The following is a 14,963-nucleotide window of genomic DNA, read 5'->3' on the forward strand; positions in this document are numbered from 1 at the left end:
ATAGTGGCGCCTCACACCGGGCGCCGGGCCAGCAGGGCCCAGACGCCGGCGGCCGACAGCAGCGAGCCGCCGGCGAGGTTGAAGCGCCGCTGCGCCCGCGGCGAGGCCAGCAGGCGCCGCGCCGAGCCCGCGAACACCGCATACAGCGTGGCGTTGAGCGCCGCCATGAAGACGAAGGTCAGGGCCAGCACCCACAGCTGGTGCGTCACGCTGGCGCGCGGATCGATGAACTGCGGCAGGAAGGCGACGAAGAAGACGATGCCCTTGGGATTGAGCGCGGTCACGAGGTAGGTGTTGACGAACAGCTTCCAGCGCGAGCCTGGCGCGGCGGGCGCCGCCAGCACGGCCGGCGAGATGCCGGCGCGCAGCAGCTTGATGCCGAGGTAGAGCAGGTACAGGCCGCCGACCCACTTGATCGCGGTGAACCAGAAGGCCGAGGTCGCGAGCAGGGCGCCGAGGCCCAGCAGCGAGACGACCAGCGCGGTCGAATCGCCGAGCGCGACGGCCGCCACCAGCGGCACGTTGGCGCGCTTGCCGTGGGCCACCGAATAGCTGATGACCGTGAGGATGGTGGGCCCGGGAATGATCAGCAGCACCGCCGATGCGGCGACGAAGGCGAGCCAGAGCTGGAGGGACATGACGAGGTTTTCCTTTGTGTCAGCGGTCGAATGGTGCCTTCAACCCGGAGGCGGCGCGAGTACGCCTATGGTTCTTGGCGTTCGAGAATGACTTCCCACAGGGCCTTCGGCTGCTGATAGCGCTCGACGACCTGCTCGTCGACGCTCAGCACGCGCCAGCTCGAGGCGAACAGCCGGTCGATCGCGGCGCGGTCGAAGAAGCGCTTGGGGAAGCCGTCCACCAGGTAGAAGTCGTCGGCGCCCGCCTCGAGGTCGCGGCGGGCGCCATGATGGAAGTCGCGGGTCGAGTTGAGCCGGCACAGCAACAGGCCGCCGGGCCGCAGCTGCCGACGGATGCGCTCGACCAGCGCCATCGTCTCGGGCCAGTCGAAGTAGTGCAGCGAGAGGCTGGCGACGACCACGCCGACCGTGCCGGCGGTCAATGGAAAGGGTTCGCGGATATCCCGGCAATGGAACTCCGCCGCGGGCACGCGGGCGCGAGCCTCTTCGATGGCTTCGGCGCTGAGGTCGATGCCCACCACGTGCAGGCCCGCGGCGGCCAGCGTCAGGGTGTCGCGGCCGCTGCCGCAGCCGAGTTCGAGAATCGCCGTGCCGTCGGCGTGCGCGACCACCATCGGCAGCCAGCGTTCGAGCCAGGGGTCGGTCGGGGAGGGCGCAGTCATCGGCGCCTTCGGGCTATGCATCCAGGACCAGCTGCGTCTGCGTGACCACCGCGCACAGCTTGCCTTCGGCCGAGCGGATCGTGGTCTGCCACACCATCGTGGTCCGTCCCCGGTGCAGCGCCACCGATTCGCCGACCACGGTGGTGTCGACGCGCGCCCCGCCGATGAACTTGGTGCTGGAGTCGGTGGTCGTGGTGCGCTTGCCCAGCGGCAGGTTGATGATCGTGCCGACGGCGCCCAGGGTGTCGGCGAACGCCATGTAGGCGCCGCCGTGCAGGATGCCGCCGGCGGTGCAGAGGTCGGCCCGCACGGTCAGCTCCGCAACGACGCGTTCGGGTTCGAGCGTGACGAGGCGAACCCCCATCAGCCCGGGGAACAGCGGTTCGAGGATCTGCTGTATTTGTTCGACGGTGGGCATCGGTGCGTCCGGTTCTCAGTCTTGGGCACCGAAGCGAACGGCGGTCCGTGCGCGGGCGCGCGCGGCCTCGATCTCGCGGTCGCGCGGATCGGCGGTGGTCACCAGCGATTCGATCAGCGCCCGGGCCGCGGCCGTGACGTCTTCGACCGCGCGATCGAAGGCCGCCTCGTTGGCCTTGGAAGGGCGGGCGAAGCCGCTGAGCTTGCGCACGAACTGCAGCGATGCCGCGCGCATTTCTTCTTCGGTGGCGGGCGGCTCGAAGTTGAACAAGGTCTTGATACTTCTACACATCGTGTCTCCATGCGAGAGGGTTCGATCGCGCAGTGTGCGCAAGTTCGAGCGCGAGCTCAACCCCGCGCGACCCTGCTACTTCGCCGCCTCCACATTGACCCGCGCATTCGGCATCTCGCCGAACATCTCGGGCGCATACAACGCCTCGACCCGGCTCGGCGGCAGCGCGAAGTCGCCGACGTTGTTGAGGCGCAGCGTGTATTCCATCTTCACGACGCCCTTGGGCAGGTATTCGTAGTAGTTGCGGAAGGCCTCGAAGCTGCGTTCCTCGAAGGCCGGCCAGCCGCCGCCCGAACGCTTCTCGCCCTGGGTGGCGATCTGCGAGTCGCGGCCCAGGCCGCCGCCGAGGATGGTGGCGCCGCCGGGGATCGGGTCAGTGATCGCGACCCAGGTCATGTCGGCGCTGGCGTTGACCTCGAGGCTCACGCGCAGCACGTCGCCCCGCGTGAAGACGCCCGCCACGGCCTGCTCGACCGGCGTCACGGTCTTCTTGATCGCGTAGCCGGCCGCGAAGGCTTCCTTCAGCGGCACCGCGGCCAGCGATTGCAGCGTGAGCCAGGGCTTGCCGCTGCCGCTCTGCGTGACCAGCAGCGTGTCGCGCGCGGCGGCGGCCGGCCATGGAACGAACATGGTGTTGTTGCGCAGCATGCCGGGCGCCGCCGGTGCGCCGAAGGCGCTCGCCTGGTTCGGCGCGCCGCCGGGGTCGCCGGCCTTGACCGGCTCGACCTTGCGCCAGTCGACCTGGGCCTTGGCCGTGCCCAGGGTGGCCGCGGTGATGCCGGTGACCGGCGCGCTCTCGAAACGCCTCGAGAACTTCTCCAGCGCCAGGCCGCCCCACAGGTTGGCGGTGGTGGTGCGCCAGGCGCCGTTCTGCTGGCGGCCGATGAAGCCGTTCGCCAGCTTGCCGATGTCGTCCTTCCACGCCGGATCGTCCTGCACCGCCAGCAGCAGCCGCGCGCTGTTGACGTCGCCGTTGGCCATCAGCCACCACCAGTTGTCGTCCTGCTCGGTGCTGAACAGGAGGCGCGTGCCCTGGAAGCTCAGGCGCGCCTTGAGCACGTTGTTCGCTTCGTCCAGGCGCTGCTGGCGCTGCGGCACGTCCGGCACCCGCCGCAGGATCTGCAGCCAGTCGATCAGCGCGCTGGTCGGCCACTGGTTGGGGGCGATGGTGATGCTGCCGGTCATGCGGCCCTGGGCCTTGCCGTAGCGCGACAAGGCCTCGAGGGCGGCCAGCTTGCGCACGTCGAGGTCCTTGCGCGGGCTCCAGAACTCGCGCTGGATGCGGCCTTCGACGAAGGCGATCAGGCCCTGGACCATCGGTGCACTCGCCGATTCGGGCAGGGCGAAGGCCGGGTCGAGCGCCGCTGCCTCGTGGGTCGATGCCAGCAGGTAGGCGGTCAGGATGTCGCTGCCGCGGTTCGCCTCGCCATCGCGCGGCGGGAAGTAGTTGGCCAGGCCGTCGCCGTCGAGGTAGGTCGGCAGCTGCGCCACCACCGCCTGCCAGGCCTTGCCGTCGCGCAGGCCGATCGACTTGCTGGCCTTCTGCTCCAGGCAGGCATAGGGGTAGGCCGCGAACCAGTCGCGCACGCCGGTCAGGCCTTCGGCCAGGCGCGGCTGCAGCGACATGCGCAGGCCGCCGCGACCGGGCAGGGCGTCGGCTGGCGGGCCGACGTCGAGCGTGAACGGACCGTCGAGCTGCACCAGGGTCGCCTGCTGCACCGTCAGCGGCACCGCCGGCAGGATGCGCTGGCGGACCTTGAGCGCATCGCGCGCCCCGCCGAGCGTGTCGCGGGCTTCGATTTCCCACAGGATCGATTCGGCCCGCGTCTGTGCCAGCTGGGCTGGCGCTGTCACGGTCCAGGCCAGCTCGCGCGCTTCGCCGGCCGGGATCTCGACCGTCTGCGGCGCCAGCGTGAGCAGGGTGGCCCGCGGCGTGGCCTCGACCTTCATCGCGTTGGCCGTGGTGTTGCGCAAGGTGACCTGGGCCCGGAACTGGTCGTCCTCGCGCACCAGCGGCGGCAGGCCGCTGATGATCTGCAGGTCCTGGGCGGCGCGGATCGAGGCCTGGCCGGTGCCGAAGAGACCGGTACCGGCGTCGGCCACCGCGACGATCCGGAAGGTCGTCAGCGCATCGTTGAGCGGCACCGTCAAGGTCGCCTGGCCGTTGGCATCGAGCACCACGGCCGGCTTCCACAGCAGCAGGGTGTCGAGCAGCTCGCGCGTCGGGCTCTTGCCGCCGCCGCCGCCCGCGGGCACGGCCTTGCGGCCGTAGTGCCGGCGGCCGACGATCTCCATCTGCGCGGTCGAGGTGCCGACGCCCCAGCTGCGCCGCTGCAGCATGGCCTCGAGCAGGTTCCAGCTTTCGTTGGGCAGCAGTTCGAGCAGCGCCTCGTCGACCGCCGCCACCGCCACCTCGGCGCCGGCCGCGGGCTTGCCGTCGGGCAGCCGGCCGCTGATCGTGACCTGCGCCTGGCCGCGCACCGGGTAGGCCGGCTTGTCGCTCGCGACCTTGACGTCGATGCGATGCGCCTGCGTGCCGACCCGGATCTCGCCCAGCCCGAGCCGGTAGGCCGGCTTGCTGAGATCGACCAGGGCGGTCGGCGCCACGTACTCCTTGCCCTCGTACCAGAAGGCGGTCCACCACTCGCGCGGTGCGCGGAAGCCCCAGGTGAAGAAGCTGTACCAAGGCACTTCGCGCAGCCGTCCGCGCAGCGCCAGCACGCTGACGTAGACGTTGGGCCCCCACTCGGGCTTGACCTGCAGGGTCACGGTCGGGTCCTGGCCATTGAGCTGCACCACGTGGGTCTCGATCACGCCTTCGCGCTCGACCGAGACCAGCGCGGTGGCGAAGCGGAACGGGCTGCGGACCTGGAACCTGGCGACCTCGCCGGGCTGGTAGCTCTTCTTCTCGGGCAGCACGTCGATGCGGTCGTGGTCTTCGCCGCCGAACCAGAGCTCGCCCTGCCGCGTGACGTAGACCGAGCTCGCGGCGCGGCTGTCGCGGCCGTCCTTGTCGGTGGCGCTCGCGATCAGTTCGACCTGTCCCGGCTCCTTGAGCTCGACCTCGCACAGCAGCAGGCCGCGGGCATCGCTCTTGCCGCTGCAGATGGTGCCGATCTCCTTGACCTCGGTCTTGTTGTCGTAGGTGTAGAAGCCGCCCACCATGCGCTTGCGGCTGGTGGTCGTGATGCGGGCGATGGCGCGCACGTTGAGCGTCACGCCTTCCTGCGGCTTGCCCGCCAGGTCGAGCGCCAGGGCCTGGAACCTGAGCTTCTGGCTGGCCGACACCCAGCCTTCGGTCTTGATGCCGGCGACGACCGCGGCCGGCCACAGCGTGTGGGTGCTGCGCAAGGTCTGAACCTCGCCGTTGGGGTCGGCGTAGCTGGCTTCGAGCAGAAGTTCGCGCGGGCTGGCCCTGGCGACCGGGATCTTGTCGATCGTGAGCTTGCCGGCGCCTTCGCGGTTCAGCGTCAGGGGGAGCTTGTCGGCGATCACGCGCGGATCGTCCCCAGGCGCGGTGGCTTCGTCGCCGTCCTTGCTGGGAGGGGCGAAGCTGAAGGCGTCGAAGTCGGGGAAGGAGGGCTGCTTGCCGCGCACCAGCGCCGACACGCGCACCGGCAGCGCCGCCGCGCCGCCGCCGGCCACGTAGTTGATCTGCAGGTCGACCGGCAGCGCGCCGATGGCCACCAGCGGCTTGCTGTCGCTCGGCCCGATCCGGCCCTCGAGCACCGGCAGGCGGAACTCCTCGACCCGGAACTGCCCGCTGGCGTAGCTGCCCGGACCGCCTTCCTCGGCGCTGGCGCTGCCTTCCTTGCCGCTTCGGAGCTCGACCTGGTAGATCCCGAGCTTGGCCGCCGGCGGGACCGCGAAGCTGCTTTCGCTGCTGAGCCCGCCGGTGGCGGTCTTGCGCCACTTGAGCGGCTGCGTGAACTGCTGTCCGCTGCCGGCATGCGTGACGACCAGCGTGTCGGGCAGCGTCTCGGGCAGGCCGAAGCCCTTCTGGGTCTGCGTGCGGATCAGGTGCTTCATCGAGACCGTCTCGCCGGCGCGCAGCAGCGTGCGGTCGAACACGGTGTGGGCGATCCGGTCGGGCTGCGCCTGGAGGCTGGTCGGCACGTTGAAGCGCCAGGGCTCGATGCCGCGCTGCCAGTCGCTCCAGGTGAAGGCCAGGTCCTCGACGCCTTGCGCATCCTTGGCGCGGGCGCTGACGAAGTAGGCGCCGGCCTCGTAGTCGTCGTCGCTGGCGCAGGAGGGCGCGTCGGGCGAAATGCCGGTCAGGGTCACCAGTCCCCGGGCGTCGGTGCTGCCCCGGGCCACTTCGCGGCCGTCGCAGGTCGACACCCGCACCGCGGCGTTGGTGACCACGCTGCCCTTGTCCAGGGTCGTGACCCAGGCCACCGCGTTCTCGCGGCCGAGCTTGAAATGCACCGCCAGGTTGGTGGCGAGCGCGGAGGTGCGCACGAACATCGTGCGGCCGCTGCCGTAGCGCTCGTCAAGCAGCGCGTCGCCGAGCTTCTGCGAGGCGATCTCGAGCACATGGAAGCCGGGCGTCAACGGGATGCCGACCACTTCGAAAGGCCGCGGGTCGCCGCTGTCGGCCTTCGGCATGTCCAAGGTGCGCACGCCGGCCTGGCCGCCGAGCAGCGACACCATGCGGGTCTGGATGCTGTCGCGCTCGTCCTTGTCGATCACCTTCGGCAACGCGCCCTTGACGTCGCGCGCGGCCAGCTTGCGCGACACGTTGTAGTTGTCGTAGCGGCGCACCTTGCGGAACCAGGCAATGATGTCGGCGTCGCTCTTCGGATTCAGGTCGCTGACCTGGCCCGGCGCTGCGCCCAGGGTCAGGGCCTGCACCTGCAGCGCCGGCTCGACCCGGCGCACCGTGACTGGCATCAGCGCCACGCCGCCGGGCTCGGCCAGCCGCTCGACCACGCCGAAGGGCGAGGCCGCGAACTTGGCCAGCGGCGGCATCAGCCCGGTCGCGACCTTGAGCGGGAAGCTGTCGGGCGAGGCCAGCGGACGGCCCGACGCATCCTCGAACTTCGGCGGCAGGGTGATCGTGAACGGCGTCTGCTCGGCGAAGGGGCCGGCGAAGCTCAGCGACTCGACCACGCCATCGTCGTCCCGGGCAGCGTTGTCGTCGAACTGCGGCTTGAAGGTCTTGCCGGCGCCGTCGAGCGTGATGGCCGCGGCCAGCTTGCGCGCCACGGGGGCATTGAAGCGCAGCACCATCGGCTTGAGCGGCAGGCAGGCCGACTGCGCGTTCTCGCGCTCGCAGCTGAACGAGACCGCGAAGGGTTCGCGCACATCGAAGCTGAGGCGGCGCTCGACGTTGTTGACCACGCCCGAGGGCGTGGCGACGCCCTTGCCGTAGAACAGCTGCACCCGGCTGGCCGGCGGCAGCGTGCGGTTGCACTGCAAGGTCAGGAAGCGCTGCGGCGCCTTGTCGGCGTCCTGGTCGCGCCCGAGCGCCTTGAGCAGGGCGGCGCGCTGCCCGCCATCGATCTGCCGGACCGGGATGCGCTCGCCGATGCCGCTGGCGGTGCACCAGACGTTCTCCTGCACGCTCTCGGGGGTGGCGGGGCCGTTGAGCTCGAGCATGAAGATCTGCTGCTCGTCGATCTTGCCGTAGCTGGGCTGCCAGTTGCGGATGAAGGGGCCGCCGCTGTTGAAGCGCCAGCTCTCGGGGCCGGTCAGCGCGGCACCGGTGGCCGACTGGAAACCGGCGACCCGCGTGACCGTGCAGCGCACGCCCGGCGGCAGGTCGTTCTCGAAGTCGAAGACCCACTGCCGGTCGCCGGTCCAGCGGCCGCTGCCCTTGCCGGCCTCGGCGTCGGCGCAGGCGACGACCAGCGGGGCCGGCGCCTTGGGGTCGCCGAAACGCACCGCGGGCTGGTCGAATTTGGCGACCACCTGGCGCACCCTGGAGACTTCCCCCTGCGGCGTCAGGCTGGTGATCTGCAGCGCGTGGGCCGCACCCGCGGCCACGAAGGCGCTGGCAGCCAGCAGGAAGGCGGGTGTCGTTCGGCTCAAGTTTTCTTTCTCCATCCGGTCCGTAGCGCGTCGAGCGTAGCCCATTTGCCTCGGGGCGGCGCCCGGCCAGGGGCCCGTTCCTTACAATTCGGGGCTCGTCGTGCGGGTCTCGCGCGTACCGCTCACAGATCACGCCGACCGATGAAACGCTACTGGGAAATCGATGCATTGCGCGGGCTCATGCTCGTGCTGATGACCGTCACCCACCTGCCGACCCGGCTGACCGACCCGCTCGGACAGCCCTTCGGCTTCGTGTCGGCGGCCGAGGGCTTCGTGCTGCTGTCGGCGTTCGTCTCCGGACTGGTCTACAGCCGCATCGCGCGGACTCAGGGCGTCGACTCGATGCGCCGGGCCTTCTGGCGGCGCGCGCTCAAGGTCTACCTGAGCCAGGCCGCGACGCTCCTGTTCCTGTTCACGGTCATTTCCGCCGTGGGGCTGCGCATCGATCAGCCGGCGGTCAAGAATCTCTTGTCGTTCTATCTGGCCAATCCGCGCGAGGGTTTCCTGTATTCGCTGCTGCTGATCTACGAGCCGGCGCTGCTCGACATTCTTCCGATGTACATCTTCTTCATGCTGCTGAGCCCCTGGGTGCTGGCCTTCGCGCTGCGCCATGGCTGGACCGGCGTGATGGTGGCCAGCGCCAGCCTGTGGGCGCTGGCGCAGTTCGGGCTCAGCGAATGGCTCTACGGCCTGACCGTGCGCCACACCGGCCTCGCCGTGCCTTTTCACGAGATGGGCGCCTTCAACGCCTTCGCCTGGCAGTTCCTCTGGTTCGCCGGCCTCTGGATCGGGGCCGGCCGCAATGCGCCCGGCGCGCAGCCGCTGCGCTTTCCGCACTGGCTGGTGTCGCTCGCCGGCGCGGCTGCGCTCTACGGATTCTGGTGGCGGCACCACGGCATCAACGGCCAGGCGCCCTTCGGCGGCGATGTCGAGCTGAACCTGCTGTTCGACAAGTGGCAGCTCGGTCCGCTGCGGCTGGTCAACCTGGCGGTGCTGGGCATCGTGGCGGTCCGCTTCGGGCCCGCCTTCATGCGGCGCATTCCCCGCCTGCAGTGGCTCGAAGACCTGGGCAGCGCGTCGCTGCCGGTCTTTTGCGCCCACCTGGTTGCTGTGCTGCTGGTGCTGGCGGTCTATGGCGACAGCCAGACGGCGCGGCCCTGGTGGGGCGACGTGCTCCTGCTGGCGGCGGTGTTCGGCTGGCTCTATGGCGTCGCCCGCGCCACGCTCTGGTGGGACGGGCGGCAGAAGCCGCCGGCCCTGCCGCTATCGCGCGCCCTGGGCGACTGAGGTCCCGGTCGGCGTCGTTTCCTGCAGGTGCGAGGCGATCACCGACTGCCAGAGCCGGTAGCCCTCGTCGTTGAGGTGCAGCCGGTCGCCGCGGAACAGTTCCGCCCGGGGCCGGCCGTCGGCGGCCAGCATCGGCGTGAAGACGTCGATGTAGTCGCTGTTGGGGAGCCGCTTCAGGTAGGCGCCGATCACGTTGTTGGTTTCGCGGATGCCGGGCAGCAGCTTTTCGCGCGAGGGGCTGGGCTTGACCGAGATGTAGGCGATGCGGGTGTCGGGCAGGGCGGCGCGCACGGTGCTCGCGAACTGGGCAAAGCTTTCGAGCACCTGCAGCGGCGTGCGGCCCTCGGCCAGGTCGTTGTCGCCGGCATAGACCAGGACCAGCCGCGGCCTGTAGCGCACCACGAGCTCGGATGCGAACAGGCTGCAGTCGGCCATGGTCGAGCCGCCGAAGCCCCGGTTGACGACCACCGGCTGCTGGTTGAAGTCCTGCGCCAGCCGCGACCACATGCGGATCGTGGAACTGCCGACGAAGACCACGCCGCCCGGCTCGGGCAGCTGTTCGCGGTCGGCCGCGGCAAAGGCGGCGAGGTCGCCCTGCCAGCGGGCGCGCGCGGCGCTGTAGGCGGGCGAGGGGGTGGCTGCAGGCCCCGGCGCCGCGCTGCCGGGCAGCGGCTCGGCCTGTGCCGCCACCATGCCCGCGAACGCGAGGGAGACAAGGGCAAGGCGGGCAGCAGCTTTCATCGACACCATCAGGGAGCAACGTTCTTCGACCGGAAACCGTTGGCAGCTTCCTGCCGACGCGGGCGCAAATGGTAACGACTCGTCAGGGCGTCCCGCTCACTGGCTGTTGCGGCCGATGCCCTGGTACACGATGCCGGCCTCTTTCATGGTGCCCGGCTCGTAGAGGTTGCGGCCGTCGAACACGACCGGCGTCTTCATGAGCGCCTTGAGCCGTTCGAGGTTGGGGCTGCGGTAGGCTTTCCATTCGGTGACGATGATCAGCGCATCGGCGCCGGCCAGGGCCTCCATCGGGTCCTTGGCGGAAACGAAGCGGACGTTGTCGAGCAGCGCCGGCGCATCGGCGAAGTCCAGCTTCAGCACGCGCCGGGTCTCCTCGATCGCGATCGGATCGTGCGCCACCACCCGGGCCCCGGCGCGCAGCAGCACGTCGAGCACGACCCGGCTCGGCGCCTCGCGCATGTCGTCGGTGTTCGGCTTGAAGGCCAGTCCCCAAAGTGCGAAGGTGCGCCCGGCGAGGTCGGTGCCGAAGCGCGCCAGCACCTTGTTGGTCAGCACGCTCTTCTGGTCGTCGTTGACCGCCTCGACCGCTTCGAGCACCCGCAGCGCCTTTCCGTTGTCGCGGGCGGTCCGGGTCAGCGCCTGGATGTCCTTCGGAAAGCAGCTGCCGCCGTAGCCGGTGCCGGCGTACAGGAAGCTGTAGCCGATGCGCGGGTCGGAGCCGATGCCCTGGCGCACCGCCTCGATGTCGGCGCCGACCTGGTCGGCCAGGTTCGCCAGCTCGTTCATGAAGCTGATGCGGGTGGCCAGCATCGCGTTGGCCGCGTACTTGGTGAACTCGGCCGAGCGCACGTCCATCACGCGGGTGCGCTCGTGGTTGCGGTTGAAGGGCGCATAGAGCCGGCGCATCCAGGCCAGCGCCTCGCGGCCGTTGTCGTCGTCGCTGTAGCCGATCACGATCCGGTCGGGCCGCATGAAGTCCTCGACCGCCGCGCCTTCCTTGAGGAACTCGGGATTGCTGACGACCGAGAACCGGAGGTCGGAACGGCCGCGCCGGTCGAGTTCCTCCTGGATCACGGCCGTGACCTTGTCGGCCGTGCCCACCGGCACCGTCGACTTGTCGACCACGACCTTGAAGCCGTTCATGTAGCGGCCGATGTTGCGCGCCGCGGCCAGCACGTACTGGAGGTCGGCGCTGCCGTCCTCGTCGGGCGGCGTGCCGACCCCGATGAACTGGATGTCGCCGAAGGCCACCGAGGCCTCGATGTCGGTCGAGAAGGACAGCCGTCTGGCCGCGACGTTCGATTCCACGACGGCCTCGAGGCCGGGTTCGTAGATCGGGATGCCGCCGGCGTTGAGGGTGGCGATTTTGCCGGCGTCGACGTCGAGGCAGAAGACGTTGTTGCCGATGTCCGCCAGGCAGGCGCCGGTGACCAGGCCGACATAGCCCGTGCCGATGATCGTGATGTTCATGCGTTCAAGCCGACTTGGGCTCCGAGAGAATCTGGTCGAAGTAGGCGATTGTCTTTTTCAGGCCTTCTTCGAGCTGCGTGCGCGGTTCCCAGCCGCCCAACGCCTGCTGCGCCAGCGAGATGTCGGGCCGGCGCTGCTTGGGATCGTCGGCGGGCAGGGGCTGCCTGATCAGCTTGCTCTTGGAGCCGGTGAGCTCGATCACCTTGTTTGCCAGCTCGAGCATCGAGAACTCGCCCGGGTTGCCGATGTTGACCGGGCCCGGCATCTCGTCGCCGGTGGCCATCATGCGCAGCATCGCTTCGAGCAGGTCGTCGACATAGCAGAAACTGCGCGTCTGCTGGCCGTCGCCGTAGATCGTGATGTCCTCGCCCTTCAGCGCCTGGACGATGAAGTTCGACACCACGCGGCCGTCGTTCAGGTGCATCCGCGGCCCGTAGGTGTTGAAGATGCGCACCACCTTGACGCGCAGCTGATGCTGGCGGTGGTAGTCGAAGAACAGCGTCTCGGCGCAGCGCTTGCCTTCGTCGTAGCAGCTGCGCAGGCCGATCGGATTCACGCGACCCCAGTAGGACTCGACCTGCGGATGGATTTCCGGGTCGCCATAGACCTCGCTGGTCGAGGCCTGCAGGATCTTGGCCCGCACGCGCTTCGCCAGACCCAGCATGTTGATGGCGCCGTGCACGCTGGTCTTGGTGGTCTGCACCGGATCGTGCTGGTAGTGGATCGGCGAGGCCGGGCAGGCGAGATTGAAGATCTCGTCGACTTCCACATACAGCGGAAAGGTGACGTCGTGCCGCATCAGCTCGAAGCGCGGATGGTCGAGCAGGTGCTCGACGTTGCGCTTGGTGCCGGTGAAGAAGTTGTCGACGCACAGCACGTCGTGGCCCTGCTCGATGAGGCGGTCGCACAGGTGGCTGCCGAGAAAGCCGGCGCCGCCGGTGACCAGCATTCGTTTGGAGGCGTTGTATTTGCGCATGCGAGAGTCACTCCCTGGGAGGTCAGTTCGTTGGGTGCTGATGGCGTTGCTCGTACATCTTCGCGTCGACCAGCATGCGAAACCACAACGCCTGGAAAAAGGCGAAGTAGAAGCCTGTGGTGCCGTCCAGGAAGCCGAGCCGGAAAACGTAGCGGTAGACGAAATAGCCGAGCGAGCGGATGCCGGTCGGCAGCTTGTAATACAGCTCCTTGATGAAGCGGGTGCGTTCGCGGGCGTCGCCCATCAGGCGCGGCTGGAGCACATTGTCGCCGGCGACGCGGGGGCCGAGCTTTTCCCTGGCCTCGGCATCGCTCCAGCGGTTGTGGCTGGCGATCCAGTCGGCCAGGCGGGCCGAGTTCTTGTCGTGCATGAAGCCGTCGAGGCGGCCCGGCTTCGCGCTGCTGATGAAGTGCTGGTCGTAGAGCCGCGATTCGCAGCGGCCCAGGCCCGAACGGAAGAGCCGAAGGTGCCACGGATTGACGCCGCTGAAGCGCAGCATCCTGCCCATGAAATAGTCGCGGCGACGCAGCATGTAGGCATCGAAGGCGGGCTGGCCCGCCAGCACGGCACTGATTTCAGCCACCGCGCGGTCGTCCAGCACCTCGTCGGCGTCGAGGTGAAGCTGCCAATCGCAGCTGCCCTCGACCTGGGCGATGGCCCAGTTGCGCTGGTCGCTGTAGTTGGAGAACGGGCGCTGCATGACCGTGCAGCCCAGCGCCTCGAGGATCGCGGGGGTTCCGTCCGACGAATGCGAGTCGACCACGACGATGTGCGGGCTGGCTTTCTGGGCCTGCGCCACGGTCTCGCGAATGATCGACGCGGAATTGAAGGTCAGGATGACGATGATGCAGCGGTGTTTTTCCATGGGGTTCGGCGCTTGGAAGCAGCTTCGAAGGCAGGGTTCACCCGAATTCGTAAGCGCGAAGCATGCCAAACTTTAGCACTACATTCTTACATTTAGGAACATAACTGACGGTCGACCCCCTCCGTCCATCGGTCTATTGCCGCAGGACTTCACGGTTTGCGCCCACGGTGCGTGTCAGGCCAGCCGGGCCTGGTGCCGGGCGATCTGCTGGCGCACCTGCGCCGGCGCCGTGCCGCCGAGGATGTTGCGGGCGTTCAGCGAGCCGCGCAGGCTCAGTACGTCGTAGACATCTTTCTCGATCGTCGGGTTGAAGCTCTGCAGCACGGCCAACGGCAGCTCCGACAGATCGACTTGGTGCGAGATCGCCGCCTTGACCGCGTGCGCCACGGTTTCGTGGGCGTCGCGGAAGGGCAGGCCCTTCTTGACCAGGTAGTCGGCCAGGTCGGTCGCGGTGGCGTAGCCGCGCAGCGCGGCCTTCTCCATCGCCTCGGGCTTGACCGTGATGCCGCCGACCATCTCGGCGAAGATCCGCAGCGTGTCCTTGAGCGTGTCGACGGTGTCGAACAGCGGCTCCTTGTCTTCCTGGTTGTCCTTGTTGTAGGCCAGCGGCTGGCCCTTCATGAGCGTGATCAGCGCCATCAGGTGGCCGACCACGCGGCCGGTCTTGCCGCGCGCCAGCTCGGGCACGTCCGGGTTTTTCTTCTGCGGCATGATCGAACTGCCGGTGCAGAAGCGGTCGGCGATGTCGATGAAGCCGAAAGACTGGCTCATCCACAGCACCAGTTCCTCGCTCAGCCGGCTGATGTGGACCATGGCGAGCGAAGCGGCGGCCGTGAATTCGATCGCGAAGTCGCGGTCGCTCACCGCGTCCAGGCTGTTCTGGCAGACCCCGTCCATGCCCAGCGCCCGGGCCACCGCCTCGCGGTCCAGCGGGTAGCTGGTGCCGGCCAGCGCGGCGGCGCCCAGCGGCAGCCGGTTCACGCGGCGACGCACGTCGACCATGCGCTCGGCGTCGCGCGCGAACATCTCGACATAGGCCAGCATGTGGTGGCCGAAGCTCACCGGCTGGGCTACCTGCAGATGGGTGAAGCCAGGCAGGATGACCTCGACGTTCTTCGCGGCCAGTGCCAGCAGCGATTTCTGCAGGTCGACCAGCAGGCCGCCGATCAGGTCGATCTCGCCGCGCAGCCAGAGCCGCACGTCGGTGGCGACCTGGTCGTTGCGGCTGCGGCCGGTGTGCAGCCGCTTGCCGGCATCGCCGACCAGCTGGGTCAGGCGGGCCTCGATGTTGAGGTGCACGTCTTCCAGGTCGAGCTTCCAGTCGAAGGCGCCGGATTCGATTTCGTCGCGAATCTGCTTCATCCCGCCTTGAATAGCGGCGAGGTCCTGCACGCCGATGATTCCCTGGGCTGCCAGCATGCCGGCATGCGCCAGAGAACCCTCGATGTCCGCCTGCCACAGCCGCTTGTCGAAGAACACGCTGGCGGTGTAGCGTTTGACCAGGTCGCTCATGGGTTCGGAGAACAGGGCGGACCAGGCTTCGGATTTCTTGTCGAGTTGGTTTTGAGTCATGGGAACCGTT

General features: G+C 68.8%; 11 protein-coding genes. 1 reads left to right on the forward strand and 10 read right to left on the reverse strand.

The features are described 5' to 3' along the window. Positions 1-11: 11 nt before the first annotated feature. The 5 genes from QZH52_RS04775 to QZH52_RS04795 form a co-directional block, all read right to left on the reverse strand. Entirely contained in the window at positions 12-638 is a 627-nt protein-coding gene (locus QZH52_RS04775; RefSeq protein WP_301804684.1) for a LysE family translocator, read from the reverse strand. 65 nt (positions 639-703) lie between these two features. Continuing rightward, the gene (locus tag QZH52_RS04780; RefSeq protein ID WP_301804686.1) at positions 704-1,300 is read right to left on the reverse strand and encodes a class I SAM-dependent methyltransferase; all 597 of its coding nucleotides are present in this window, start codon (positions 1,298-1,300) and stop codon (positions 704-706) included. A gap of 13 nt (positions 1,301-1,313) precedes the next feature. Further along, the gene (locus tag QZH52_RS04785; protein WP_301804689.1) at positions 1,314-1,718 is read right to left on the reverse strand and encodes a PaaI family thioesterase; all 405 of its coding nucleotides are present in this window, start codon (positions 1,716-1,718) and stop codon (positions 1,314-1,316) included. A 15-nt stretch (positions 1,719-1,733) separates the two neighbouring features. Further along, positions 1,734-2,009 (reverse strand): DUF2277 domain-containing protein, encoded by a 276-nt coding sequence (locus tag QZH52_RS04790; RefSeq protein ID WP_286536921.1) that lies wholly within the window; start codon positions 2,007-2,009, stop codon positions 1,734-1,736. A gap of 75 nt (positions 2,010-2,084) precedes the next feature. Beyond that, positions 2,085-8,057, reverse strand: a complete 5,973-nt coding sequence (locus QZH52_RS04795) for an alpha-2-macroglobulin family protein (RefSeq protein WP_436411536.1) — start codon at positions 8,055-8,057, stop codon at positions 2,085-2,087. Between the two features lie 126 nt (positions 8,058-8,183). On the opposite strand from QZH52_RS04795, the gene opgC reads away from it, so the two are divergent. After that, entirely contained in the window at positions 8,184-9,329 is a 1,146-nt protein-coding gene (gene opgC, locus QZH52_RS04800) for an OpgC domain-containing protein (protein WP_301804697.1), read from the forward strand. Here opgC and QZH52_RS04805 read toward each other — a convergent pair. The 5 genes from QZH52_RS04805 to argH all read right to left on the reverse strand — a co-directional run bounded on the left by QZH52_RS04805 (position 9,306) and on the right by argH (position 14,953). Then, positions 9,306-10,079 carry an SGNH/GDSL hydrolase family protein gene (locus QZH52_RS04805; protein WP_436411537.1) on the reverse strand — a complete coding sequence of 258 codons (774 nt, stop codon included), beginning with the start codon at positions 10,077-10,079 and terminating at the stop codon, positions 9,306-9,308. The genes opgC and QZH52_RS04805 overlap by 24 nt on opposite strands. 87 nt (positions 10,080-10,166) lie before the next feature. After that, the gene (locus tag QZH52_RS04810; RefSeq protein ID WP_301804703.1) at positions 10,167-11,540 is read right to left on the reverse strand and encodes a UDP-glucose dehydrogenase family protein; all 1,374 of its coding nucleotides are present in this window, start codon (positions 11,538-11,540) and stop codon (positions 10,167-10,169) included. Between the two features lie 4 nt (positions 11,541-11,544). After that, positions 11,545-12,516, reverse strand: coding sequence for a UDP-glucuronic acid decarboxylase family protein (locus QZH52_RS04815; RefSeq protein ID WP_301804706.1), 972 nt, complete (start codon positions 12,514-12,516; stop codon positions 11,545-11,547). A 22-nt stretch (positions 12,517-12,538) separates the two neighbouring features. Next, positions 12,539-13,381 (reverse strand): glycosyltransferase family 2 protein, encoded by an 843-nt coding sequence (locus QZH52_RS04820; RefSeq protein ID WP_301804709.1) that lies wholly within the window; start codon positions 13,379-13,381, stop codon positions 12,539-12,541. A gap of 174 nt (positions 13,382-13,555) precedes the next feature. After that, positions 13,556-14,953, reverse strand: coding sequence for an argininosuccinate lyase (gene argH, locus QZH52_RS04825; RefSeq protein WP_301804711.1), 1,398 nt, complete (start codon positions 14,951-14,953; stop codon positions 13,556-13,558). Positions 14,954-14,963: the final 10 nt, after the last annotated feature.

This window comes from Variovorax ginsengisoli, from assembly GCF_030486595.1.
GTDB classification, from domain to species: Bacteria; Pseudomonadota; Gammaproteobacteria; order Burkholderiales; family Burkholderiaceae_C; genus Variovorax; species Variovorax ginsengisoli_B.

Coding starts and splice junctions, on each gene's coding strand:
- QZH52_RS04775 (WP_301804684.1), bottom strand. CDS start 638: ATGTCCCTCCAGCTCTGGCTCGCCTTCGTCGCCGCATCGGCGGTGCTG.
- QZH52_RS04780 (WP_301804686.1), bottom strand. CDS start 1,300: ATGACTGCGCCCTCCCCGACCGACCCCTGGCTCGAACGCTGGCTGCCG.
- QZH52_RS04785 (WP_301804689.1), bottom strand. CDS start 1,718: ATGCCCACCGTCGAACAAATACAGCAGATCCTCGAACCGCTGTTCCCC.
- QZH52_RS04790 (WP_286536921.1), bottom strand. CDS start 2,009: ATGTGTAGAAGTATCAAGACCTTGTTCAACTTCGAGCCGCCCGCCACC.
- QZH52_RS04795 (WP_436411536.1), bottom strand. CDS start 8,057: ATGGAGAAAGAAAACTTGAGCCGAACGACACCCGCCTTCCTGCTGGCT.
- opgC (WP_301804697.1), top strand. CDS start 8,184: ATGAAACGCTACTGGGAAATCGATGCATTGCGCGGGCTCATGCTCGTG.
- QZH52_RS04805 (WP_436411537.1), bottom strand. CDS start 10,079: ATGGTGTCGATGAAAGCTGCTGCCCGCCTTGCCCTTGTCTCCCTCGCG.
- QZH52_RS04810 (WP_301804703.1), bottom strand. CDS start 11,540: ATGAACATCACGATCATCGGCACGGGCTATGTCGGCCTGGTCACCGGC.
- QZH52_RS04815 (WP_301804706.1), bottom strand. CDS start 12,516: ATGCGCAAATACAACGCCTCCAAACGAATGCTGGTCACCGGCGGCGCC.
- QZH52_RS04820 (WP_301804709.1), bottom strand. CDS start 13,381: ATGGAAAAACACCGCTGCATCATCGTCATCCTGACCTTCAATTCCGCG.
- argH (WP_301804711.1), bottom strand. CDS start 14,953: ATGACTCAAAACCAACTCGACAAGAAATCCGAAGCCTGGTCCGCCCTG.